Raw genomic sequence first — 21,703 nt, 5'->3', positions numbered from 1 at the left:
TGCGGTGGCCTGAGGTGGGTCGCCACGAGGAGGCGCTGGCCCGAACTGAGCAGGCTGTGACCATTCGACGGCGGTTAGCCGAGACGAACCCCACCGCTCACCTGCCCGACCTGGCCAACTCGCTGAACAACCTCGGTGGTGGTTTGTGTGAGGTGGGTCGCCACGACGAGGCGCTGGCCCCAACTGAGCAGGCCGTGACCATTCGACGGCGGTTAGCCGGGACGAACCCCACCGCTCACCTGCCCGACCTCGCCGACTCGTTGCATGCTCACGCGTGGGTGTGCCTGAAGGTCAACGACAATCTCGCGGCAGCGTTTGACTCAGTCAATGAGGCGATCCGTCTCTACGAGTCGTTGGCCGAACGGCTGCCACGCATATCCTCGGACCGACTGTTCGCGGCGCATCAGACTCTCGCCGGTGTGCGTGAAGCGCTGGGCCGCGTCCGCGGAGCAGCCGATCTGCGCCATCTCGATCAGGATGCGGACGAGCGGCAGGACTGATTCGCCTGGCGACCCTCAGGAAGGGTTCCTGCCGTGAAGGCCACCGGTGGCTTATCGCCGGGCACGGCACATGTGCACGGGTCTGGGACGCGAAGTACTCGGCACCCGGCGACGGTCAACCCAGCCCGGCGATGGAGTCGACCGAGAAGGCCCGAGGCATCATGCGTTCGCCGAGCGATGACGTCGAGGACGGTCTCCAGGCGCACACCGCTAGATGCGATCGGGGAAACCGCCTCTACCTGAGGACTGATCTTCACCGGTGCCATACCGCGCAACCATGGTTCGGACGGCTTCTTCCACAACCGCGGTCGTGCGGGCAGGGGTCACCGTCCAGTCCGGGAGCAAGAGGCTCGGCCAGAACAGGTAGTTCGAAATCATCCCGAGGAACTGCGTAGCGGCCATCTCCGGGTCAGCGATGTCTGCGGCTCCCGCGTCGCGCTCGGCCAGGAGGTAGATCCGGACGGACTCGAAGTACGGCAGTTTGCCGTGTGAGAAATGCGCCTTGGCCAGTTCGGGAAAGCGTGGCAGTTCGGCGATGACGATGCGGAACAGGTCGGTCATCTCCGGCTGGCTCAACAGCGTCGCGTAGCGCCGTCCCAGAACCGTCAGGCCGGCGGTCAGGTCACCGGCGGGCGGCACGTCGGCGACGTCGTTCTCGGTCCACGAGTCGATGACGATGGCGTCGAACAGTGCTGCCTTTGTCGGAAACTGCTTGAACAGCGTTGCTTTCGACACGCCGGCACTGTCGGCAACACGCGCCAGTGATGCCCGGTCGTAGCCCAACTCAAGGAAAAGCTCAGTAGCGGCCTGCACGATGAGCGCGCGCTTCTCCTCCGCCACGCGCTGGTGATAGGCCGACGGCGCTGGGGTCATGCGCCCATCATAGCGAGGTGAGTGGGTTGACTCACCACCCACGGGAGCGTAGCTTCGGCGTGGTGAGTCGCTCGACTCACCACCCGGTCTCGGGTTGTCGTCCCTCGTACGTACTCGGAGGATCTGGATGTCCCGCTTCGCCAATCAGACCGTTCTCGTGACCGGCGGCACCGGTGGGCAGGGGGCCAGCCACGTTCGGGCCCTGCATGCCGAAGGCGCCAACGTCGTCATCGGTGACATCAATGTCGAGCGTGGTGCTGGCCTCGCCGCCGAGTTGGGAGATGGGACGCGTTTCGTCTACCTCGACGTGTCCCAGGAGGAGTCGTGGGCCGCCGCCGTCGCGGAGACCGAGAAGGCCTTCGGTGCGCTCACGACCCTGGTCAACAACGCCGGGGTGCAGCACCCGCCGGCCCTCATCGAGTCCACCAACCGGGCTACCTGGGCTCGCATCCTCGACATCAATCTCACCGGCACTTTCCTCGGCATCAAGGCAGCCACCCCGGCGCTGCGGCGCGCGGGCGGAGGAGCGATCATCAACATCGCCTCCACCATGGGCATCGGCGGTACTGCCTTCTACGCGCCCTATGTCGCCAGCAAGTGGGCGGTTCGAGGGCTCACTCGGACCGCTGCCCTTGAGTTGGGCCGCGACAACATCCGCGTCAATGCAATCCACCCCGGCGTTGTCGCCACTCCGTTCATCACCGAGCCGGCGGCCGGCAGCGACGCCGCGATCGCCGACTTCTACTCGCCCGAGCCGTTCGCCGTCCCGCGACTCGGGCAGCCCGCCGACATCACTGCGCTGCTGTTGTTCCTCACATCACCGCACGCGGCCTTCATCACCGGCGCCGAGTACGTCATCGACGGGGGACTGCTCCTCGGCCCCGCACTGCAGAAGGAAGCCGCCTGAACCCCGCAGACCAGGGCCGCCTCGGCTCGGCCGCGGGAGCGGCCCACCGGGGCCATCGACCTCTACGAGCGGCTCGGCGATGTGGAGGGCAGGCCGCCGCGCCCAAATACCTGGCGGTCGTACGCCTCTTCCAGGGCGACGCGACAGTCGCCCGTCAGGTCGCGGTAAGCGGTTTGCGGGCCCTGCTCTGGCCGGCGCGCGGGCGACGCAGGCGCTGGAGTTGGCCCGCGAGGCCGGGTACCGGGGTTCGAGGGGATGACGCTCGGCGTCCAGGCAGCAATCGCCGCCCGGGCCGACGACCGGGCGGGCGCAGCGCGGCTGGCCCTGGAATCCGCCGACATCCTGCGCGAGCGCGGGTTCGACCTGGCCCTGGCACACAGCCTGATCGTCCACTGCGAAGCGACCGGGGACGCCAGCAACGGTGAAGAGATCAAGGCCCTCCTGGCCGAAGCCGCGGACAGTCTCGTTCCAGCGCTTTTCGCAGGAGTCAGTACCCCTCAACTTCCGATAAGCGAGACGGTGCAGGGCGGCAAGAATCTGCTCTTCTCGGCGAGGGTGGTGCGGGGGTCGGTCGATCGGTCGCGGACCGCCACAAGATTTGCAGGCAGGAAGGCACCGCCGATGGGCTCGGCAGGGCCGCGTTGCGTTCTGGGTCATCAGCCGTTCGGATGACTGAAGGCGATGATCGGCTATTTCCATGTGCGATGGACACCCTGCGACGCTTAGGAAGGAGGCATGACCAACGAGCGGACCGTTCCCCTGCTGCCGTGCGCGTCCATTGACGACATCGAAACGTTCTACGGAGTTCTCGGTTTCCGCACCACGTACAAGCAACGCAAGCCCAACGCGTGTGTGGGGGTGCAGCGAGAAGACCTGCATCTGCAGTTCTTCGAGATCGCCGGATTTGACCCGGAGCAGTCCTACGGCTCCTGCCTGGTGATCACCGCGGACATCGAGGGACTGCATCGGGCATTCGCAGCCGGTATGCGCGCCGCGTACGGCAAGGTACTGGTGTCCGGAACGCCGCGGATGACCCGGCCCAGGGCGCGGAAGAACGCCGACGGGTTGGGCGGATTCAGCGTCATCGACCCGGGCGGCAACTGGATCCGCGTCTTCCGGGACGCCGCCACCGCCCCCATGCCGGCCACCACGCCTGCCGGGCGACTGGCCAAGGCCCTGGCGAATGCTGTCGTGCAGGCCGATTCCAGGGGAAGCGTCGGACAGGCCGTTCGGATCCTCGACAGCGCGTTGGCCCGGCCGCAAGCCGACGACGACCCGGTCGAGCAGGTAGAGGTCCTGGTCTACCGCGCCGAACTCGCGATGGTGCTGCATGACCCAAAGACTGCGGCCGAGATGCTGGCCCACGCCCAATCCGTCACGCTCACGCAAGACGAATCCCAAAGGGCGGCACCCGCGTTCGACAACGCCGCCGAACTAGGGCGCGTTTCGTAAGTGGGTGTTGGCCGGGTGAGGTCACGGCGTGGCGGTGATCGATAACTGAAGAGGTCTCCGGTAAGTGGGTTAGCGACCAAGCAAACCTGAATACCGGAGACCTCGTGGCCAGCCTAGCGGCGGCGGCGCGGCATGACCTGAGCGACATCCAGTGGCAGCATCTGCACCCGTTGCTGCCTGCGGAATCCTCGCGGGGAAGACCGTGCACGTGGACCAAACGACAGATCATCGGCGGCATACGGTGGCGGGCACGCACCGGTGCCCCATGGCGTGACGTGCCCGCGAACTACGCCCCATGGCAAACGCTGTATCGATGGTTCCGCCGCTGGCAGCGTGATGGCACCTGGGCCCGCGTCCTGGCCGGGCTGCAAGCCGCCGCAGATACGGCCGGGCGCATCGACTGGAGCGTCAGCGTCGACTCCACGATCAGCCGCGCCCATCAACACGCCGCCGGCGCCCGTCGTAACGGCGACCGGCAGAAAGAACCACCCGGCGGAGTCCATGCCGAGCCCGCCGATCACGCGCTGGGCCGTTCGCGGGGCGGCTGGACCACCAAGACCCATCTCGCCTGCGAACAGGGCCGCAAGGTCCTGGCCACCGTCGTCACGGCCGGGCACCGCGGTGACAGCCCGCAATTCAGCACGGTCCTCGACCGCATCCGAGTCACCCGGTCCGGACCCGGCCGGCCCCGGACCCGCCCACAGCAGGTCCTCGCGGACCGGGCCTACACGTCCAAGGCCAACCGCGCCTACCTGCGCCGACGAGGAATCAAGGCCTGCATCCCAAGCAAGATTGACCAAGACGCCCACCGCCTCGCGAAAGGCTCCCGCGGCGGCCGACCAGCCGCCTTCAGCCCTGAGACCTACCGCCGACGCCACGCCGTGGAGTGCGGCATCAACCAGCTCAAGCAACACCGCGCCATGGCCACCCGCTACGACAAACTGGCCGTGCGCTACGAAGCCACCCTGACCATCGCCGCCATCAACCAGTACCTCCGCGCCTTATGAAACACGCGCTAACAGCAGCACTACGGTGACCCACCACAGGATCGCCTCCCCCCATCTCGGCTACTTGTTTCATTGACCTGCGACCGTAGCCCGGCCAGGCTTCGGTCGAGGCGCCCGGACTGTCGCTCTCATTTCGGCTGCCCACGCTGGTCGTGTGGCTCTCATTTGGCCTCCGCGGCCCGGGCGTCGCCCGAGGGCGGGGTGAGGCGCGGGCTCCTATAGTCCCTTCCGTGGACGCCATCACCGAGGAGTTGAGAGCCGCACGACGTCCTCGCCGAGCTCTACGCCGAACGCCTCGCTGACGCTCTGGATCGCATGCCCGCGGAGCGGGCCGTCCTCGACCTGTTCTGCGACCTGACGCTTGCCGCAGACTTGAGCATCAACGTCGGCGACGTCGACTGCGGGACGGGACGCCTCGCGCCCTACCTGCGGGTGGCGCAGTGCGTCATTGCGCTTTCGCCACGCCGGCTAACGACGCAACTCAACCCGGCCAGCGGCAATTGGTCGCAGCCAGCCGGCGCCGCAGACGCTTGACTGGACGTCACAGCCCTTCCAACACCAAACTGCGTAGCTCTGTCGCAGCAAACCTCACGCCCTCATCCTCATCACAAGACAGCCGCTCCACCACCCCCCTGAGGCTCGCGGCTTTCTCGGGGTCCATGCTCGCGACATACATCGCGCCAATCAAGCAGCTGTTGAGATGATCTATATAGTTCGTCGCACTCGAATCCTCGGCGGCTGCCCCCCATGCGCGCGCAAACATGCGCCATGAAAGGAGATCACCTCGAGCCAATAGCGCCTCAGCCGTGGCAGTGGTGACAGCGGTATCCTTCGCATCCAGCAGCAATCGTAGGATGACGGCATCGACAGCCGGTTCGCCGAGCCACCAGTCCCTGGCCAGCCTTGCTGCGTTCTTGCCAGCTCTGCGACTCTGCCAGCAGGAGGAGTTCCTCTAGTTCAGCCACAGTCCATCACTTCCGCGCTTATAGGCAAGGCTGTCAGCCCTCTTTGCAATCACTTACGATCACGCGATGACGGACGTTGCGCTCGGCTTCGGTCACAAACTCCAGTGGCTCGCTGTGCGCGACCGGGGCGCCGACGCCGTCGCTGCCGCACTGAACCTTAGCCGTCCCACTCCAGCCAACTGGCGCGATGCGGTCGCCGCTGCCTATGACGACCACGGCAACTGGCTTCTTACACCGCCGCTCGACCGGTGGACGCTCGCCGCTTCGAGAGACGTTCCCGCACCCGAAGACGACCGATTCGCCGCTTGGCTGGCGGCGCTCAGCCGACAACTCGGTGAGGTGCAGTACTTCGGAACTCATCGCGTCGTCGACTACCACGGGTGGGGGCGCGCCAGCGGCGGCGTTGTGGAGCGAGCATTCGCCTACCTCGGCGAACGCGGCGAGGCGCTGATCGACGTAGGCGAGCGCACGATCGAAGAGCACGCGCTCGGGGTCGGGGCCGCCTACGACGAGGACGAACCTTGGGACGACGATGACGAAGCATCGCCGTGGCCGGATGAGGACACGGTACTTACGCTCGCAGGCCATTGGAGCATCGACCCACGGAAGCTAGAAAGCGCCCTGGTCCCCGGGCATCCGTGGATCGCAGGTGATGCTCGGTGCCGAGCGAGTATTTTTCAGGCGTGACCGAGTACGCCGCTCTGCTGCACGCCTACGGCCTCGCCGTGGACACCCCCGGCCATCTGGCGGCGCTCGCCGGCGATGACCCGGCGGCTCGCGCGAGGGCGATCGAGCATCTGTGGTCGGCAATCATCCATCAGGGAACGCCGTGGATCGCGACCCCGCCGGTCGCCCTCGATGTGGCCGCGCTGCTCGCCGACCCGGGGGTGACCGACCCCGGCCTGCGTACCGAATTACTCACCTTCCTGGCCGCGGTGGCCGAGGCGGGCAGCGTCACGGGCAGGGACCTGCCCGTGCCGGACTTCGACGTGGACGCCGCTCTGGCCCAGGCGCTCGGCGATGGCGACGAGGAGGGGATCTGGGAGGACGGGCGGCTGCAGGGAGCCCTCTACGCCCGGGCGGTGCTCGGCTGCCGGCAGATCGTGCCGGCGTTGCTGGCCACGGCCACCGCGGCGTTGTCCGATCCGTCCCCGCAGGTCCAGGCCGCTGCCGCGCACGCGATCGGCGCCTGCGGTGGGGTGACGCCGCTCCCCTGAAAGAGTTGACCCGGGCGGCCGGGCCGGACGAGCGGGCCGCGATGGTCCTGGCCGTCGCCGACCGCGGCGACGCGCCTCGCCGCCATCTGCAAGATCCTCACCCGGCGGTACGTGCCTGCGCCGCTTCCGCTCCCGCGCTGGCTGCCTCCCAGCTGGCCTGGTCGACGGCAGAGGCACCGACTGTGCAGGCATATCAGGCTCGCTGATGGACAGTTGCTGCCGGATGATGTGCGGGTGGACAGGCCAAGCGGTGAGGCGCAGTCGAGTGGCGTGGGTTGGTTCTCCGTGCGGTGTGTCTTCCGCGTCGGACCCGATCCGAGGGATCAGTCGTATGAGGAAAGGCTGACGCTGTGGCGAGCGGAAAGTTTCGACCAGGCGATAACGCTGGCAGAGGCCGAGGCACTCGGGTACGCGGCTGAACAGACGGATACCACCTTCGCGGGACTCGCTCAGGCGTACCGGATGTTCGACGCCCCGGAACATGGAGCGGAAATCTTCTCACTAATCAGGGATAGCGAGCTAACCCGGCAGGCGTACCTGACGGCGTACTTCGATACCGGCCAGGAGAGACAAGGAGACGTCCGCGCGGTATCCGACGAGAGGTGCCACCCCTGAGCAGGGTTGCCGCTCATTCCGCACGCCCGATCTGCGGCAAGCGCGCCCACCACAGGCACGGCTTCAGCCCAACATGCCGCGCTGCGCTTGTTGGGGGGCAGCGAAAGCTTCGTACTGAACCTGGTAATGACGGCTCCGGCCGCGAGGACCGGGGGCCACAGCAGTCCCCGGTTGTTGTGCTGTGCCAGCACCGTCACCATTCACGGCCCGTCATACCGCTGGGCGTCACCCGCGATCAGCAATCCGTTCACCGCAGATCAGCCATTTCGCGGTGGTCCAGCGCCGGTCGGTCCTGCCCCCTGTTGCGTTGTGAGGCGAGCAGCGCGGCCGCCACGATGATCTGTACCGCCAGGACGAGCGCCTGGGCGGCGGGTGCCTTGACGGTGAGCAGCGCGATGGTGGTGTTCACGCCGAAGTGGACCGCGACCGATGCCGCGACCCCGGCGAGTTCGTAGGCGTAGCCGGTGAGCAGTGCCATCGGGAAGACGCTGAGCGTGAACAACAGGCCACTCCAGCTGACCAGGCCGAATTCGGACTGAAGCGTCCCGTTGATGAAGAACAGCGGCAGGTGCCACACCGCCCAGGCGGCGCCCAGCAGCAGACCGGCGTGCAGGCGGCTCATCGACGCGCGCAGGCGTGGGTAGGCCGTGCCACGCCAACCGGGCTCCTCGGCCAACGGACCGCCGATCAGCATGCTGATCAGGAACGGTACGGTTCCGCCCGCCGTCGCGATCAACTCGCGCCCTTCGGTCAGGCTCAGTGCGGGGCCGCCCAGGAACTCCGCGAGCAGTACGGCTGCCAGCACGGTCCCCGATGCCAGGGCCAGCATGGGCAGCGCCCAGAACAGCCGTGGGCGCAGCCGAAGTCGCACCGTATGGGCGGGGATGGGTTGACGACGGCGATGACGCCGTATCCGGACGGCGATCGCGCCGATCGCCGGGCCGAATCCACCGAGAAGGTACGGGACGAGGGTGGGGGACGTCATCGCCGGTTCATCGAGTGTGATCGCGAAGAGCCAGAAGGCGAAGGCCCATGCAAAGGTGACGATCCAGAAGGTGGTGAGGCCGTCGTGTTGGCGAGCAGAGGTTGCGGTGGTCACGCCATTTCCCTTCGCGGGGTTAGGAACAGGGGTTGTGGGGGGTGGCTCTGTGTGGGGGTGAGCCATCGGTTACCCGGCACGAACCGTGTCGGGCGTCTCGTGTAGTCGGTGGGCGAGCCAGCCGGCCACCTGCGCGAGCAGGTCGGGGTCGACCGGCTGGCGAAGCAGCCGCCGGTAGGAGCGCACCGACGGACGGCCGAAGTCACGACGCAGCACATGGGTGAGGTCGGGAATCCGGTGGACCGTGATGTCGCCGGACACCAGCCGGCGGATCTCCTCCAGGTCCGCCGGGTCGACCTGGATGTCCTTGCCGCCAGTGATGGCCAGGACGGGAGCCTTGATGTTCGCCAGGTCGGAGCGCGGGTCGTGGTCGAGCAGCTCCCGCAGCCACCGGGCGTTGGTTGGCCTCCCGAGGATGCGCACCACGTCCGTGCTGGTCGTCTTGATTCGGGCGAGGTGCCGGTTGGCCAGGGACCGCAGGATCGGTAGCAGCGGTCGTACGGGAGCGGGGAGGTCGCGGGCGATCATTGCGGCCTGCCAGCGCAGGGCGTCCTCCCCGGGGCGGGCGAACCCGGCCAGCAGCACCACCGCCGCCACCTCCGGGCGCGCACCAAGGGACATGGCGTGAACGGCACCCTCGCTGTGCCCGAGCACGCCAACGGCGTCCGCCCGGATATCGGGTCGCCCAGCGAGGGCGCGTAGCGCGGCGGCGGCGTCGTGCCGACCGGCGGCGAATCCGGTCGCGTACCAGTCGCCGCCCGTGGCGCCGACACCGCGCCGGTCGTAACGCAACGTGGCGATCCCGGCGTTTGCCAGCTTCTCGGCCAGCGCTGGTCCAAGGTCCATCCGGAGGCGCGCGGTGTTGGAGTCGCGATCCAGTCGCCCGGAGCCGTGCAGTAGCAGGACGGCCGGGTGCGGTCCAGGGCCGTTGGGCAGGGTCAGCGTGCCGACCAGGGGAAGTCCGTCATCTGCCATAGCCGTCACATCGACATCCCGCACTGCGCCACCTCCGATTATTCTCAGTGCCCGCGAACATTATCAGAACTGGGAACATTATCGTATGTGGGAAGATGGGTCCATGGCAACCGCAGACCTTCTCCTGCACCCCGTCCGGATGCGCATCCTGCAAACGCTGTTCGACACCGACCCGCTGACCACCACACAGCTCCGCGATCGCCTACCCGACATCCCCCCAGCGACGATGTACCGGCACATCGCCGTATTGGCCGAGGCGGGCGTGCTGGAGGTGGTCGACGAGCGGCGAGTACGCGGCACTGTGGAGCGCAGCTACCGGGTACGCCAGGACCAGGGCACGATCAGCCCCGCCGCCCGGGCCGCCATGACGCGCGACGATCACCGACGCGCCTACACCACGTTCGCGGCGTCACTGCTGGGCGACTTCGACCGCTACCTTGCCCACGAACACGCCGACCCCCACCGCGACGGCGTGGTCTACCGACAGGCCGCCGTCTGGCTCACCGACGAAGAGTTCGCCACGATGGTCGCCGAGATCGAACACGCCGTCGTCAGTCGGACCGGCAACACCCGCGACGGCCGGACCCGCCGCGTCGTCAGCCTCGTCGTCGTACCGGACACGCCATCGACGCCACCTGGATCGGCCACAGCCAACCGGCCCCCGACCGAGTAACGGGGCGTCGCTCGGCCAGGCCGGATCACCGGCCAACAGGCTGCGGCACAAACCGGGGACCAGCCGGTCGCGGTTCTTGGCGGCCTCGGCGGCCTTGCCGCGAGACGTCGGCGTCGTGGGTCGCTGCGTTTGTTCAGTACACCCTATTGCTCCCAGCCTGCTCCCCCGGTCCTGGGTCTGCACCGGAGCACCCTCGGATCGTCGGCTATCCACCAACGCCCGCACGAATGCCTCCGCGGGCTTGGCGACGAACCCTCAGCCCGCGTCGACGATTCCACCGCAGGTGCGAAGTGACGGACCGCCGCGGTGAGGACAGCGGCGTGGGTACGGTGCTCTCCTGAAAAAACCGGAACACCCGATCGGTCAAAAACGGCCGGAAGTCGCGTAATCCTTGGCACGAGCGGTGCTGGCCGTCTGCTCCAGCATTTTATGCGGCGGTACGCGTAAGAGCCGGCGAATCGCCAGGTGAAGTGCTGGACGGACCCTGTCCTCCACCTTCGCGCTGATCAGCCAGGAAGCGCCGCACATCGCGGCGGTCACTAGCGGCAGCGCCAGCCAGGGATGGACTGCCGGGACCAAGGCGTTGATGGCAGCAACACCGAGAGTGAAGTGGATCAGATAGAGCGGGTATGTCATCGCGCCGAGTTCGGACAGACCTGGCCACCGCATCCAGCGCAACCCACCCGTCGCTGCGAGGATCATAACGACGAAGATCGCCAGGATGACCAGGGCAGTCACGACAAGGGTCGGCGCCAGCCCGTCGGCAACCAGCTCGGCGATCCGACTGTCCGCCTCTTTTACGGCGTTCGCGTAGCAGGCCGTAAGCAGGAGGCCCAGTCGCGCAGTGAAGCCGAAGCGGTGCACCATGTATAGAGCCATGCCAGCGATGAAGTAGTGGCTGAACTGGGGCTGGATAATTAGCGCCAACGCGGCATGGGCGGCCGGCGGAACAGGAGAAGCCTCCAGGGCCACGCTGGTGGTGAGCCAGCCCCACAGCAGCCAGTGGGTACGACGCTCGGTGATCCCCAACAGCGAGAAGACGAACAGGATGAGGTAGAACCGCCACTCGGACCACAATGTCCAGTACACGCTTTCGACGTACTCAATGTTGGCGAGCTGGGGAAACATTGACAAGTTCGCCACGTACTGCGCTGCGGTGACGTCGTTCCGGCCCCGAGGTCCCGCAATGGCGACCATCGCCGCCGTGAGAGTGACGGCCACCCAGAAGGCGGGATACAGCCGTGAGATCCGCGACGCTACGAACTCGCGCGTGGTGCGTCCCCACACGCTCATGAGCACGACCATGCCGCTGATGAGGAAGAACAGTTCGACGCCAAGGTAGCCGTACTGAGTGACCGCGCCGAGCGACGGCGCGAAGTCATATTCGATCTGGCCCTGGCTGTAGGTGTAGTGGAGAAGGACGATCATCAGGGCGGCGGCGAACCGGAGTAGATCCACCTCGTATAGGCGGTGCTGCTCTCGCACTGGCCTCGCAGCCAACGTCATGTGTGCGATCCAGGGCGCACGGACCGCGTACCGATCGCCGCCGCCGTGACCCGGACGGGCCCCACGACGAGCTTCAGGTCGATGTCGTTGAGGTTGGCGCCAGACTGTCGTGGATGGACGTTGGTCCGATCGAGACGTCCGGTGTCGAAGCTGGACGATCTTCTTTTGAGCCCGTGCACCGTGTTGCCCATGTCGAGCAGGAGTTCTGACAGGTAGCTGTCATCCTGCCCGGCGACCCTGGAAATAGATGCTACTCGCGACATGCGTCCCTCTCGAGGTGGCGACCCTGAGGCGCGACCTACACGCGGTGGTCCGAAAATCCGGCGCACCTGCAACGAACCGGAATGATGCGTCAGTTCCTTATACCGGATTCGCGGCGCAACTCCATCGCTTTCACAATTCCCGCAAGCTGCTTCCCGAAAAACTCAAGAAATCGTCACTGAATATGTCTCATTGGTTGGCCCACACGGCCCGTCCGGAGAAGCACCTCCGCGGTCGTCACGGTAACGAACGTGTCGTTGACATCAAGGACGAGTTGCACCAACGACTCCATCGATTCCGTCGCCTCAGCGAAGCTCGCCAAGGAGCGACCCGCGTCGGCTCGGTCCTGGTAGTCGTCGCTGGCGGCAAGCTTGATCAGCGCAGTGACTACCAGAGGCCTTCGCGCTCGGCGCTGGCCCAGAAGACCCGAGAGTTGATGGCGGCGAGGTACTCGGCCGGCGAGGAGTCCGGGTCGATCTTTTCCGCGACGAATTTCACTGGCTTCTGATCGCGGATCTCGGCCGGCGGCAGGCCAGACGCGCGCAGAACGCAGGACCGCTTCCGAGGTGCACTCAGGAGGCGCTCACGCTCGCCGACGTCGATGCCGAACAAATCAATCAGTTGGCGCGTGGACAGCAGGCCGTGCCGTCGCACCAGAAGGCCGAGCGACCGCCGACATCCCCCATCACTTGGTTGGCGGGTGGCCGGCAGCGCTGGCGGTACTCGGCGCTACGCCTACCCCTGCCGAGACAACAGCTACCCGTATCAACCGGATCGCGGCATGTGCGGACGCTGTCAGTGCGGTCAGCGGTTGTCGGCGTAGTAGGAATGCACGGCGGGTTGTCCGGTGTAGTTGGCACCAGCGCGATCGTCGGCACCGAGGTAGCTGTACGGGAGGCGGGCGTCGCGGCGGCCGGTGCAGCTGATCCGGCGGCGACGGGAGTCGTAGGAGAACCCGGCAGCGCGGAGTTGGGCGGTGAGGCGCTGCCCAGCGGGTCGCCCATCAGGAAGCCGAATGCTGGACAGATCCAGGTCGGCCACGAGCCGGCCGGTGGGAGTCAGCCAGCCGGCCGCCCGTGTCAGGACGGCGAGTTTGTCTCCGACGTAGTGCAGTCCGTGCAGACAGGTGATCAAGTTGAACGTCCGCGTTGGTGCCCAGTTGGCCACGGAGGCGCAGATCAACTCCAGGTTCAGCGGTGGTGCCGGCACGGGATCAAAGGCGTCAACCAGGTCCACGCCGACGAGGACCGTCCGCTCGGACAACCCTGCCAGCCGCAGCTCCTCGGCAGCTTGGATCAGCGCTCGACCAGTGCCGCAGCACAGATCCAACCAGCCAGCGGCTGCCACAGACTCGGCCCGGCCGGCGCCAACAGGGATGGCGGTGAGAACGTCAAGAGGGCTGAACCCCAACTCCCGGGTGTAGCTGTTGACCCCGGACAGCTGCCGCTCACGGTTCATGGCGCAGTTCGCCACCACCGCGGACCGCTCCAAGGCGTCGCTGCCAAGCAACTCGAGACTGGCGCGTTCGTCAACCACACCAACATCATCCCAGGAACAGCTCTTCAGGCCGGACCCTCGGTCAGCGGCATGAAGTGCGTTGTGTCCTGAGTGTGGGTGGTTGGCGTAAGCGCGCCTGCGATGATCGTCGGGTTGGCGCGGGAGGTCGGTCAAGGCATCGAGCTCGCCGGCCAGAGCGATCCGCCTCAGCTGGGCCTGGCCGTCATCGGTCTCGGCAGTGGTCACAGGTCGGCATGAGGCCAGCGCCGGCCTGCTGCTGCTAGAACCGTGCGGGTCGCCAGGACGGCCCCGCGATCTTCGGCGGTTTGGTGAGCGTGGGGATGATGGCGTGCCAGCTGGCGCGCCAGGCGCTGGGAGGAAGTGCCAAGGTGGAACACACCTCGCCCGCCAATTCCTCGGGGCTGCGGCCACGCCACGGGGTGTCGACGAAGATCTGGTAGTCACCGTCGAGCTGAAGGGCAACCCGGAACAACTCCTGATCGCGGTAGTCGTTGGCGGCCCAACTGGGCCTGAGGCCGTAGGAGAGCAACCGTTCGCGGTCCACGTCCGTCAGGACACGTCGTCCGGCCGCACGCTCGGACGTCTCCCACGAATGATCCGCGGCCATCCGTGCGACTTCCACGTCGTACTCCGCAGCTACGAACGACACGCCCCGCGTCATGGGCACCTCGAGCGACCAGTCCCAGTGCACCAGATCGCCATCCCGCGCGATGGTGACGTCTGTGGATCCACAGCCGTACACACCGCACTCGCATCGGGCGATCGCAACGGTGCACGGCTGGGAGGCGGCCACGAGACGATTGGTCGGAACAAGGATGTCGTACGGGTCCATCCCGAGACCCGCTCCGGCAGAGGTCATCTCCGTACCGTTGACGTAGACCTGCACCTGGAATCCGCCACCTGCGTCGCCGGGCAGCGGCGAGACCTCCAGACGGAGAGAGTCGGCTCCTGGCCGGCGGGCGACTCCTCCACCTGCTGCAAGGGCGAAGCCTGAAGGAACAGTACCCGGATGGGGAACCCCTAGTTCCCCAAGTGACTTGCCCACGAGTTCGCCGATATCCCAGGACGAGTCATGTACCGAAGCACCGGCGAGCTCACGCAACGTCGGCGAGTCCAGCCCGTCGATCAGCGCCTGACAAGCGGCATGGATCAGGTCGGCCAAGCCGTACCCGGTGTCGGTGTTCCAATGCGCCACAGCGTCGTACAGGCGTTGCTCCGCGGACCCGTTGCCCTCCTCTGTCACACCAACCATCATCCACAGCCCTTACGAGGACCGCACCACCGTTTCGCTCCGCCTCTGGTCAGCCGCACATCGGCGAGTCGACCGCGCGGCCGGTTTCTGGCGCTGGCGGGAAACCCACACGGGCTTCGGTGTCGCTGGTGATGCTTCGGCAGCTGACACCCCTTCCCCGTGCCGACCTAACCTGTTGAAGGCTCGTGAGACGTCGTTTGGAGGTGACGGTGGAAGTGGCGCTCACGCAAACCCACGGGATGCTCGGCCTGCCCGGCGTGCGGACCCAACGGTCGAGCGCCGGGTTGGGCTGGCCCGATCTCCTCGTCTCCACTCAGGTCGAGTCGCCGTTCGCGGAGAGTTTCGACGGCACGGACTCCCACCTGCTGGTCCTGCACCTCGACGGTCCGGTCACCGTGGGTCGGCGGGTCGGCGGGTCGTATCTCCGCCGACAGGTCCCCGCCGGAGGCCTGTTCCTGCATCCGGCGGGTCAGAACCTCACGGTCGAGCTGGGTGGCGAGCTGAACAGCGTCCACGTCTACCTGGCCGACGAGGCCCTGCGCGGTGTCGAGGCGACGGAGTTCCGGCTCACCGAGGAATACGGTCTGGTCGACCCACTCGTCGGACAGTTGGTGCTGGCGCTGGACAGCTTGATCAGGGAATGGACGCCGAGTGCCCGTACCTTCCTCGATCATCTGACCGGGTGCCTGGCCTCCCACCTGGCCCGTCGGTACGGCGATGGCCCGTCGGAAGGCTCGGGGCCTCCCCCGACCGCACGCGGACTTGCCGATCGCCAGTTCGCCGCTGTCCGGGAGCTGATGAATGCTCGGCTTGCCGGTCCGCTGCCGCTAGAAGTGTCCGAGCCAGCACCGGCACCGCCAACCGCTCGTGAATTAGAGGGATTAGAACCCACGACAACCTCATGTCAAACCTCCTCCACGTCGCCGCCGCCATGGTTCGAATTGCGTGGTGCTGGGTTCGTATAGTGACTGCGTGCGGTCTCAACGTCACATCGGTGATTGGCCCCCACGTCTCCCTGCGAGCGAGCAAGATGCCCGGAACGCCACAGTTCATGCCACAAGCATCGCTGAAGAGGCCCTGGGCCTCTCCCGGCGGCAGGCTCTACTTAGCGTTGCCGGTTTGGCCGTCGCGATCGGCACCGGCTACCTCGGCGTCGCCGCGACCAAGAACTACTGGCCGTTCGGGGATTCGTCGTCCGGAGATTCCATACGGGACCTCGCCGGGCAGCTTGAAGAGGCCAACAGCAGTGAGCAGCGCTTGGCGGTCTTGCAAGCCATTGGCGCCAAGGCGCGGATTGGGCACACGGACCGAGAGGCTGCGGTCAACGTGCTGACATCGTTCCTCCGAAATCAGGACGGCGTCGAAAAGCGTCCCCGTGACGCCGCTACGCGTGGCCACAAAGCGCCCGCTGAGGTCAGCCTGGCCTTCACGCTGCTTGGCAAGTCTGGCAACACCTACCTGGAGGCTGATCTCCGTGACGCCGACTTGTCGGGCATCGATGTAAAAGATCTTGATTTCTCGCGTGGCGTCACCCTCTACGGCGCGAACCTGACGGGAGCTGTGATCGTCCACTCAAACTTCGGCTCTTGCAACGCGGGGACAGCGAACTTGACCCGGGCATGGTTCGGGGGCTGCTTCCTCAGCGGACTCAACCTGATCGACGCAAAGCTTAGCGATGCCACGTTCCCCGGCACCCGGTTGTCTGGTTGCCAGTTCGCGGGCGCGGAGATCAGCGGTGTCGACTTCACAAAAGCGCAGCTTGACGAATGCGACTTCGCCGGCGATCGTCTCATAAGTTCAGGTCGCCGTAATGCCCGATGGAACTCCGGCAGCCCACCCAAGTGGCCAGCAGGATTCCGTCCGAACCTCAATTGACATCGCTAGACGCGGTATCAATTCCACCAACTCCACCAGCTCCCTTCCGCCCACCGCCCGGGGCTCGACGTGCGCGGGGTGGCCGCCTCCGGCACCGACGACGTACGCGGCAGCCGCCGTGCCGACGACGCCTCGGCGGTCTTCACGGTCGGCTCCGGCACGTACCGGTTCCGCCGGGGTTGACCGGCTGCCGAGCGCCTGGTCGTCGGTGGGTCGATCCGACCGGGCCCGACCCAGCGGGACCCGGGTCTGCGGAATCACCAGGCGGTGGTGGTTGTGGTCCGGAACCGGCGCTGGTAGACCGACGGCGGGATGCCGTACGACGCGGTGAAGGCCCGCCGCAGCGTTTCGTCGCTGCCGAACCCACTGCGCCGGGCCGCCTCGGTGACTGTGCCGCCCCGCTCCAGCAGCGCGCGGGCCGCCTCGACCCGGGCAAGTTCCAGGTAGCGCGCCGGGGTGAGCCCGAACTCCTGTTGGAAGAGCCGGCGCAGGTGGCGGGGGGTCATCGTCGCGTCGTGCGCCATCGCCTCGATCGGGTACGCCCGGGCCGGGTCGGTGGCGACCCGGTCGGCGACCCGGCGTAGCCGCTGGTCGAGGGTCGGCGGCAGGTCCTGGCGGACGGAGAACTGGGACTGCCCACCCGGCCGCTGCATGAACACCACGAGTTCCCGGGCGACCTCGCGGGCCAGGTCGGCACCGTGGTCCTCCTCGACCAGTGCGAGGGCGAGGTCGATCCCGGCGGTGACCCCGGCGCTGGTGGCGAACCGGCCGGAGCGGACGTGGATGGCGTCCGACCGGACCTCGATCTCCGGGAATTCGGCCTGTAGGCGGCCGGCGTGCCGCCAGTGGGTAGTGGCCGGGTGGCCGGCGAGCCAACCGGTCCGGGCCAGCACGAACGCGCCGGTACAGACCGCGGCGAGCCGGGTCGGCGGCCCGATCAGTGGACCCAGTCGGGCACGTAGGTCCTCGGCATCGGGCAGCGCGGTCAGGTCTTCGGCTCCGGTCAGCACGAGCGTGTCCAGCGGCGTGGACTCGGCCACGGTGGTGTCGGCGGACAAGCGGACCCCGGACGCGGTACGCACCGAATCCGACCGCCAGCCGAGCAGGGCCACCGCATAGTCGGCGCCGCGCCGGGTAGCTCCGGTGAAGACGTCCACCGGTCCGGAGACGTCGAGTAGCTGCACCCCGTCGAAGACGAGGACGCCGACCCGGTGTGACCGCCCTCGGCTCATCCGACCCGCTCCCTCCAGCCGATCCGATGTCCGCATCTGTGGGATGGCTGTCCTTCTGGACATGGTCCGGCCGAGTCTAGCCCGGCAGCATCGGTGGCGAACCTCAGCACCAGTAGGAACCTCCGTCGGAACAGGATGAGCACACCATGGCCGAAACCATCGCCGGGATCACCATCCCGGACACCCCGCTCGTGGCTGCCGCGACCGACCTCGTCCGGGCAGCCACCAACGACCTGTTGTTCCGGCACAGCCGCCGGGTGTTCCTGTTCGGCGCGCTCCAGGGTGAGCGGCGTGGTCTGAGCCCCGACCTCGAACTGCTGTACGTCGGTGCCATGTTCCACGATCTCGGCCTGACCGAGCGGTACGGCAGCACCGACCTGCGGTTCGAGGTCGATGGAGCACATGCCGCCGAGCGGTTCCTGCTCGACCATGGCCGACCTGCTACGCAGGCCCGCAAGGTCTGGCTGGCCATCGCGTTGCACACCACGCCGGGGGTGCCGGAGTTCCTCGACCCGGAGATCGCACTGGTCACCGCGGGAGTGGAGACCGACGTGCTGGGCATCGGCTACCGCGACCTCGATCCGGAACGGGTCGCCGAGGTCACCGCCGCCCATCCGCGCCCCGACTTCAAGCGGCAGATCCTGGCCGCCTTCAACCAGGGCAACAGGCACCGCCCGCAGACGACGTTCGGCAACGTCAACGCGGACGTGCTCGCCCACTTCGACCCGAACTTCGTCCGGGACGACTTCGTGGAGATCATCCTGCGCAACGACTGGCCGGAGTGACGGTCCGCTCGGAGGGAACGTCCGCTCGGGCCTGCCGACCTGTCCGGTGTCGGACGTTCGGCGACCGCCGGGGCGTTCCGGCTCGATTCGCGGCTCGGGCCGGCGTCCCATAGGTCCAGCGTGCTCGCCGATGCGGTCGACGACCAGGGTGCTGTTGCCAAGAAGCACCTATGAGGGGGTGAAAGGCCGGCCGCCGCGTAGCGTCGCGCACTGGGCCGTAGACCACGCGGCCGACTTCGGTCAGCGGCGGGGCCAGCGGCGATACGGCGGCGAACCCTTGGCCCTGCTGTGCGGCGGCGGCCGAAGGGCGCACGCTTCCGCACTGACCTCAGGTGTGGACGCTCCTCTTCGACTGGTACCTGGACAGGGGGGCAGGGTCCGCCTGGGCCTCTGGGCGCAGGTCTTCTCGTATCTCCAGGAGCGGTAGGCCGGCCGCGTACCGCCGGAAGAAGCTGGCGGTCGGGGTGTCGGCTGCCGCGACGGCCTCCGGGGTGCCCGCCGCGACCACCGCGCCCCCATCCGGCCCGGCTCCCGACCCCAGGTCGATCACCCAGTCCGCGGACGCGGCGACGGGGATGTCATGTTCGGCCACGACGACGGTGTTTCCCGAGTCCAGCAGCACGTCGAGCGCGTCCACCACACGCTGGATGTCAGACGGGTGCAGGCCCGAGACGGGCTCGTCGAGAACGACGAGACCAGCCTTGCGGCTCGCAGCACCTCGCTGGATCGCGGACGCCAGCTTCAGCCGCTGCGCCTCGCCGCCGGACAACTCTGTGGCGCTCTGCCCGAGTTGGAGATAGCCGAGCCCGACCTGGTTCAGAGCTCCCAGCGTCTCTGCGAGCTGCCGAGGCTCGGAGAACTGCTCCACGGCCTCGGCGACGGTGAGCTCCAGCACCTGATCGATGGCCAGTCCCCGGTACGTAACCTCCAACGCATCCGGCTTGTAGCGCCGGCCCTCGCACCCGTCGCACACCACCCACACGTCCGGCAGGAAGTGCATGTCGACCAGCTTGCGGCCATAACCGGTGCAGGTCGCGCAGCGGCCACCGCCTGCGGTGTTGAAGCTGAACCAGGAGGCGTCGACCCCCCGTCCGCGCGCCACGTCGGTCTCGGCGAACAGCTTGCGGACGATGTCGAACGCCTTGCTGTACGTAGCCGGGTTGGATCGCGGCGTCCGTCCGAGCGGTTCTTGATCGACGACGGCGACCCAGCTGAACCCCTCGATGCCGGTCACCTCCCGCACCGCGTCGGTCGCCGTTCCGTCCAGGGCGGCCCCCACGCTCGCCCCGAGCGCGGCGAGGAGGCTGCTCTTGCCGCTGCCGCTCACGCCGGTCAGGCAGGTGAGCCGACCGGCGGGGAACCGCACCCGGTTCGCGGTCACGTTGTGCGCACGCAGGCCGTGCAGCTCCACCCAGCCGGTGTCATTCCCTACCGGGCGGCGGGTCCGGTGCAGCCGCGGCCCCTCGCCGGCCAGATAGCGCCCGGTCAGCGACGTGGGATGAGCGGCCACGTCGGCGGGAGGCCCGGACACGAGGATCTCGCCGCCGAATCGGCCCGCGCCGGGCCCCATGTCGATCACCCAATCGGCTCGGGCGATCAGCTCAGGGTCGTGCTCGACGAGGAGCACGGTGTTGCCGGCCTCGCGCAGCTCCAGGGCGATGTCGAGCAGGTGTGCCTTGTCCGCCGGATGCAGCCCGGTGCCGGGCTCGTCCAGGACGAAGATGATGCCGCTCAGTTCGGTGCTGAGCTGCGCGGCGAGTCGGGTGCGCTGCAACTCACCCCCGGACAGCGTCGCTGCGCTCCGGGACAGTTGGAGATGAGCCAGGCCGAGCCGGTCAAGGATTCCGAGCCTTCGGCCGAGGTCCTGCAGCAGCGGGTCGCCCACCTCACGCTGTCGGGCGTCCAGCTCGTCCGCCACGCGTTTGGCCCAGTCGCGTACCTCCCGCACCTCCACCTCGAGCAGGTCGGGGTAGGTCAGCCCGCCGAGCTGCACGGACCGGGCCACCTGGTCGTATCCGCTGCCGCCGCAGGTGCCGCAGGGCTGCTTGCGCATGTACGGCAGGTAGCGCTGCTTGGCGCTGGACGTCTGGGCGTTCACGAACACCCGCTCCACCTCGGCGAGCGCGCCGCGCAGCGGCTGGCTCGAGGTGTATGTCACCAGGGCCCGCTCATTCCTGTTCGACATGTCGACGGTCGCCTCGATCTTCTCGTCACCAGTGCCATGGAGCACGCAGTGACGAAACTCCTCAGGCAGCGACTGCCACGACCGGCCGAGGTCCACGCCCCGCTTCTCGGCAAGCGCCGGCACGAACGCGTGTTCGCCGGAGCGCCACTTGGCATACCAGGGTGAGGCCCCCTCGAAGAGCGGAAGCTCCGGATGGGTGATGACCAGGTCCTCCTGCGCCTGCCAGCGCCCGCCCACCCCGTGGCAGTCCGCACAGCTCCCTTCGGGCGTATTGCGGTCGAAGTGAGCGGTCGTCAGATACTCGTTCCCACTCTCCCCCGCCGGATCTGCGCCGATCCCTGGAAGGCGCGAGTACAGCAGCCCCAGGTGCCCGTCAATGGCGGTGATCGTCGCGACGGTGGAACGGGGGTTACGGTTCAGGCGGCGCTGGTCGACCGCGAGCGTCGCGCCCAGGCCCAGGATACGGTCGACCTTCGGCCGATTGCGCTGCGTAATGTACTGCCGTACGAACGGCGAAAGCCCTTCCAGATACCGCAACTGGGCTTCGTTGTGCAGGGTGTCGATGGCCAGCGAGGTCTTGCCGCTGCCGCTCACTCCGGTGAAGGCGACGAGCTGCCCTTTGGGAATGCTCACGGACACGTCCCGCAAATTGTTGGTACGAGCTCCCACCACGTCGATGGTGTCGCGTCCCATCCTGGCGACACCCGATCCGATTTCAGTCAACCTTCGTCCACCCTCTCGCACACGAGGCAGGGCACGGGCGTGCAGCCCCTGCCCTGCCGAACGAACCGAACACGCGCTTCACC

General features: G+C 67.4%; 24 protein-coding genes. 13 read left to right on the top strand and 11 right to left on the bottom strand.

The features are described 5' to 3' along the window. Nucleotides 1-500 (top strand): tetratricopeptide repeat protein (locus tag PSH25_RS04475; RefSeq protein WP_238657790.1); only part of this gene is annotated, 500 nt, incomplete at its 5' end. A gap of 210 nt (nucleotides 501-710) precedes the next feature. Here PSH25_RS04475 and PSH25_RS04470 read toward each other — a convergent pair. Then, on the bottom strand, nucleotides 711-1,373 hold the full coding sequence (locus tag PSH25_RS04470) for a TetR/AcrR family transcriptional regulator (RefSeq protein ID WP_238657789.1): 663 nt from the start codon (nucleotides 1,371-1,373) through the stop codon (nucleotides 711-713). 127 nt (nucleotides 1,374-1,500) lie between these two features. Here PSH25_RS04470 and PSH25_RS04465 point away from each other — a divergent pair, with 127 nt between their 5' ends. The 5 genes from PSH25_RS04465 to PSH25_RS34160 all read left to right on the top strand — a co-directional run bounded on the left by PSH25_RS04465 (nucleotide 1,501) and on the right by PSH25_RS34160 (nucleotide 5,273). Next, complete coding sequence (locus PSH25_RS04465) at nucleotides 1,501-2,280, top strand: SDR family NAD(P)-dependent oxidoreductase (protein WP_238657788.1); 780 nt, start codon at nucleotides 1,501-1,503, stop codon at nucleotides 2,278-2,280. A gap of 255 nt (nucleotides 2,281-2,535) precedes the next feature. Then, on the top strand, nucleotides 2,536-2,952 hold the full coding sequence (locus PSH25_RS04460; protein ID WP_238657787.1) for a hypothetical protein: 417 nt from the start codon (nucleotides 2,536-2,538) through the stop codon (nucleotides 2,950-2,952). Between the two features lie 63 nt (nucleotides 2,953-3,015). After that, the gene (locus PSH25_RS04455; protein ID WP_238657786.1) at nucleotides 3,016-3,732 is read left to right on the top strand and encodes a DUF8817 family protein; all 717 of its coding nucleotides are present in this window, start codon (nucleotides 3,016-3,018) and stop codon (nucleotides 3,730-3,732) included. Between the two features lie 104 nt (nucleotides 3,733-3,836). After that, nucleotides 3,837-4,739: an IS5 family transposase gene (locus PSH25_RS04450; RefSeq protein WP_238657785.1), complete on the top strand. Its 903-nt coding sequence runs from the start codon at nucleotides 3,837-3,839 to the stop codon at nucleotides 4,737-4,739. A gap of 315 nt (nucleotides 4,740-5,054) precedes the next feature. Then, entirely contained in the window at nucleotides 5,055-5,273 is a 219-nt protein-coding gene (locus PSH25_RS34160; protein WP_372492714.1) for a hypothetical protein, read from the top strand. Nucleotides 5,274-5,280: 7 nt separating this feature from the next. On the opposite strand, the gene PSH25_RS04440 is transcribed toward PSH25_RS34160, so the two are convergent. Beyond that, entirely contained in the window at nucleotides 5,281-5,586 is a 306-nt protein-coding gene (locus PSH25_RS04440) for a hypothetical protein (protein WP_238657784.1), read from the bottom strand. Nucleotides 5,587-5,770: 184 nt separating this feature from the next. Between PSH25_RS04440 and PSH25_RS04435 the strand changes: the two genes are divergently transcribed. From PSH25_RS04435 to PSH25_RS04425, 3 genes are all read left to right on the top strand, one after another. Next, on the top strand, nucleotides 5,771-6,391 hold the full coding sequence (locus tag PSH25_RS04435) for a hypothetical protein (protein ID WP_238657783.1): 621 nt from the start codon (nucleotides 5,771-5,773) through the stop codon (nucleotides 6,389-6,391). Further along, nucleotides 6,388-6,921, top strand: a complete 534-nt coding sequence (locus tag PSH25_RS04430; RefSeq protein ID WP_238657782.1) for a hypothetical protein — start codon at nucleotides 6,388-6,390, stop codon at nucleotides 6,919-6,921. Before PSH25_RS04435 ends, PSH25_RS04430 begins: the two co-directional genes overlap by 4 nt. A 234-nt stretch (nucleotides 6,922-7,155) precedes the next feature. Continuing rightward, nucleotides 7,156-7,536 carry a DUF4288 domain-containing protein gene (locus tag PSH25_RS04425; protein ID WP_238657781.1) on the top strand — a complete coding sequence of 127 codons (381 nt, stop codon included), beginning with the start codon at nucleotides 7,156-7,158 and terminating at the stop codon, nucleotides 7,534-7,536. A gap of 247 nt (nucleotides 7,537-7,783) precedes the next feature. Here PSH25_RS04425 and PSH25_RS04420 read toward each other — a convergent pair whose 3' ends face one another. Both PSH25_RS04420 and PSH25_RS04415 read right to left on the bottom strand, forming a co-directional pair. Further along, nucleotides 7,784-8,635, bottom strand: a complete 852-nt coding sequence (locus PSH25_RS04420) for a CPBP family intramembrane glutamic endopeptidase (RefSeq protein WP_238657780.1) — start codon at nucleotides 8,633-8,635, stop codon at nucleotides 7,784-7,786. 69 nt (nucleotides 8,636-8,704) lie between these two features. Further along, nucleotides 8,705-9,610 carry an alpha/beta hydrolase gene (locus tag PSH25_RS04415; RefSeq protein WP_238657779.1) on the bottom strand — a complete coding sequence of 302 codons (906 nt, stop codon included), beginning with the start codon at nucleotides 9,608-9,610 and terminating at the stop codon, nucleotides 8,705-8,707. 103 nt (nucleotides 9,611-9,713) lie between these two features. On the opposite strand from PSH25_RS04415, the gene PSH25_RS04410 reads away from it, so the two are divergent. Next, the gene (locus tag PSH25_RS04410; protein ID WP_238657778.1) at nucleotides 9,714-10,283 is read left to right on the top strand and encodes a helix-turn-helix domain-containing protein; all 570 of its coding nucleotides are present in this window, start codon (nucleotides 9,714-9,716) and stop codon (nucleotides 10,281-10,283) included. A gap of 363 nt (nucleotides 10,284-10,646) precedes the next feature. Here PSH25_RS04410 and PSH25_RS04405 read toward each other — a convergent pair whose 3' ends face one another. The 5 genes from PSH25_RS04405 to PSH25_RS04390 all read right to left on the bottom strand — a co-directional run bounded on the left by PSH25_RS04405 (nucleotide 10,647) and on the right by PSH25_RS04390 (nucleotide 14,820). Beyond that, nucleotides 10,647-11,741, bottom strand: coding sequence for an acyltransferase family protein (locus PSH25_RS04405; protein WP_238657777.1), 1,095 nt, complete (start codon nucleotides 11,739-11,741; stop codon nucleotides 10,647-10,649). A 44-nt stretch (nucleotides 11,742-11,785) separates the two neighbouring features. Further along, entirely contained in the window at nucleotides 11,786-12,052 is a 267-nt protein-coding gene (locus tag PSH25_RS34155) for a GDP-mannose 4,6-dehydratase (RefSeq protein WP_372492713.1), read from the bottom strand. Between the two features lie 385 nt (nucleotides 12,053-12,437). After that, entirely contained in the window at nucleotides 12,438-12,704 is a 267-nt protein-coding gene (locus PSH25_RS04400; RefSeq protein ID WP_238657776.1) for a DUF7002 family protein, read from the bottom strand. Nucleotides 12,705-12,854: 150 nt separating this feature from the next. Then, complete coding sequence (locus PSH25_RS04395; RefSeq protein ID WP_238657775.1) at nucleotides 12,855-13,793, bottom strand: class I SAM-dependent methyltransferase; 939 nt, start codon at nucleotides 13,791-13,793, stop codon at nucleotides 12,855-12,857. A 34-nt stretch (nucleotides 13,794-13,827) separates the two neighbouring features. Continuing rightward, the gene (locus tag PSH25_RS04390) at nucleotides 13,828-14,820 is read right to left on the bottom strand and encodes a hypothetical protein (protein WP_372492716.1); all 993 of its coding nucleotides are present in this window, start codon (nucleotides 14,818-14,820) and stop codon (nucleotides 13,828-13,830) included. 197 nt (nucleotides 14,821-15,017) lie between these two features. Between PSH25_RS04390 and PSH25_RS04385 the strand changes: the two genes are divergently transcribed. Beyond that, nucleotides 15,018-15,785 (top strand): AraC family transcriptional regulator, encoded by a 768-nt coding sequence (locus PSH25_RS04385; RefSeq protein WP_238657773.1) that lies wholly within the window; start codon nucleotides 15,018-15,020, stop codon nucleotides 15,783-15,785. A 154-nt stretch (nucleotides 15,786-15,939) separates the two neighbouring features. Continuing rightward, nucleotides 15,940-16,695 (top strand): pentapeptide repeat-containing protein, encoded by a 756-nt coding sequence (locus tag PSH25_RS04380; protein WP_238657772.1) that lies wholly within the window; start codon nucleotides 15,940-15,942, stop codon nucleotides 16,693-16,695. Nucleotides 16,696-16,952: 257 nt separating this feature from the next. On the opposite strand, the gene PSH25_RS04375 is transcribed toward PSH25_RS04380, so the two are convergent. Next, nucleotides 16,953-17,927, bottom strand: a complete 975-nt coding sequence (locus PSH25_RS04375; protein ID WP_238657771.1) for a GlxA family transcriptional regulator — start codon at nucleotides 17,925-17,927, stop codon at nucleotides 16,953-16,955. Between the two features lie 146 nt (nucleotides 17,928-18,073). Between PSH25_RS04375 and PSH25_RS04370 the strand changes: the two genes are divergently transcribed. Next, a complete protein-coding gene (locus tag PSH25_RS04370; protein ID WP_238657770.1) occupies nucleotides 18,074-18,712 on the top strand; it encodes an HD domain-containing protein in 639 nt (212 codons plus the stop codon). A 328-nt stretch (nucleotides 18,713-19,040) separates the two neighbouring features. Here PSH25_RS04370 and PSH25_RS04365 read toward each other — a convergent pair whose 3' ends face one another. Beyond that, nucleotides 19,041-21,590 carry an excinuclease ABC subunit UvrA gene (locus PSH25_RS04365; RefSeq protein WP_238657769.1) on the bottom strand — a complete coding sequence of 850 codons (2,550 nt, stop codon included), beginning with the start codon at nucleotides 21,588-21,590 and terminating at the stop codon, nucleotides 19,041-19,043. Nucleotides 21,591-21,703 lie beyond the last annotated feature (113 nt).

This window comes from Micromonospora foliorum (genome assembly GCF_022229015.1).
Classification (GTDB): Bacteria; Actinomycetota; Actinomycetes; order Mycobacteriales; family Micromonosporaceae; genus Micromonospora; species Micromonospora foliorum.
The sequence above is the reverse complement of the archived record's forward strand: the minus strand, read 5'-3'. Positions and strand labels throughout refer to the sequence as shown.

Excerpts from the sequence above, each read along its gene's own strand:
- PSH25_RS04470 (WP_238657789.1), bottom strand. The coding sequence starts at position 1,373 with ATGACCCCAGCGCCGTCGGCCTATCACCAGCGCGTGGCGGAGGAGAAG.
- PSH25_RS04465 (WP_238657788.1), top strand. The coding sequence starts at position 1,501 with ATGTCCCGCTTCGCCAATCAGACCGTTCTCGTGACCGGCGGCACCGGT.
- PSH25_RS04460 (WP_238657787.1), top strand. The coding sequence starts at position 2,536 with ATGACGCTCGGCGTCCAGGCAGCAATCGCCGCCCGGGCCGACGACCGG.
- PSH25_RS04455 (WP_238657786.1), top strand. The coding sequence starts at position 3,016 with ATGACCAACGAGCGGACCGTTCCCCTGCTGCCGTGCGCGTCCATTGAC.
- PSH25_RS34160 (WP_372492714.1), top strand. The coding sequence starts at position 5,055 with ATGCCCGCGGAGCGGGCCGTCCTCGACCTGTTCTGCGACCTGACGCTT.
- PSH25_RS04435 (WP_238657783.1), top strand. The coding sequence starts at position 5,771 with ATGACGGACGTTGCGCTCGGCTTCGGTCACAAACTCCAGTGGCTCGCT.
- PSH25_RS04415 (WP_238657779.1), bottom strand. The coding sequence starts at position 9,610 with ATGGCAGATGACGGACTTCCCCTGGTCGGCACGCTGACCCTGCCCAAC.
- PSH25_RS04410 (WP_238657778.1), top strand. The coding sequence starts at position 9,714 with ATGGCAACCGCAGACCTTCTCCTGCACCCCGTCCGGATGCGCATCCTG.
- PSH25_RS34155 (WP_372492713.1), bottom strand. The coding sequence starts at position 12,052 with ATGTCGCGAGTAGCATCTATTTCCAGGGTCGCCGGGCAGGATGACAGC.
- PSH25_RS04390 (WP_372492716.1), bottom strand. The coding sequence starts at position 14,820 with ATGGTTGGTGTGACAGAGGAGGGCAACGGGTCCGCGGAGCAACGCCTG.
- PSH25_RS04375 (WP_238657771.1), bottom strand. The coding sequence starts at position 17,927 with ATGAGCCGAGGGCGGTCACACCGGGTCGGCGTCCTCGTCTTCGACGGG.
- PSH25_RS04370 (WP_238657770.1), top strand. The coding sequence starts at position 18,074 with ATGGCCGAAACCATCGCCGGGATCACCATCCCGGACACCCCGCTCGTG.
- PSH25_RS04365 (WP_238657769.1), bottom strand. The coding sequence starts at position 21,590 with ATGGGACGCGACACCATCGACGTGGTGGGAGCTCGTACCAACAATTTG.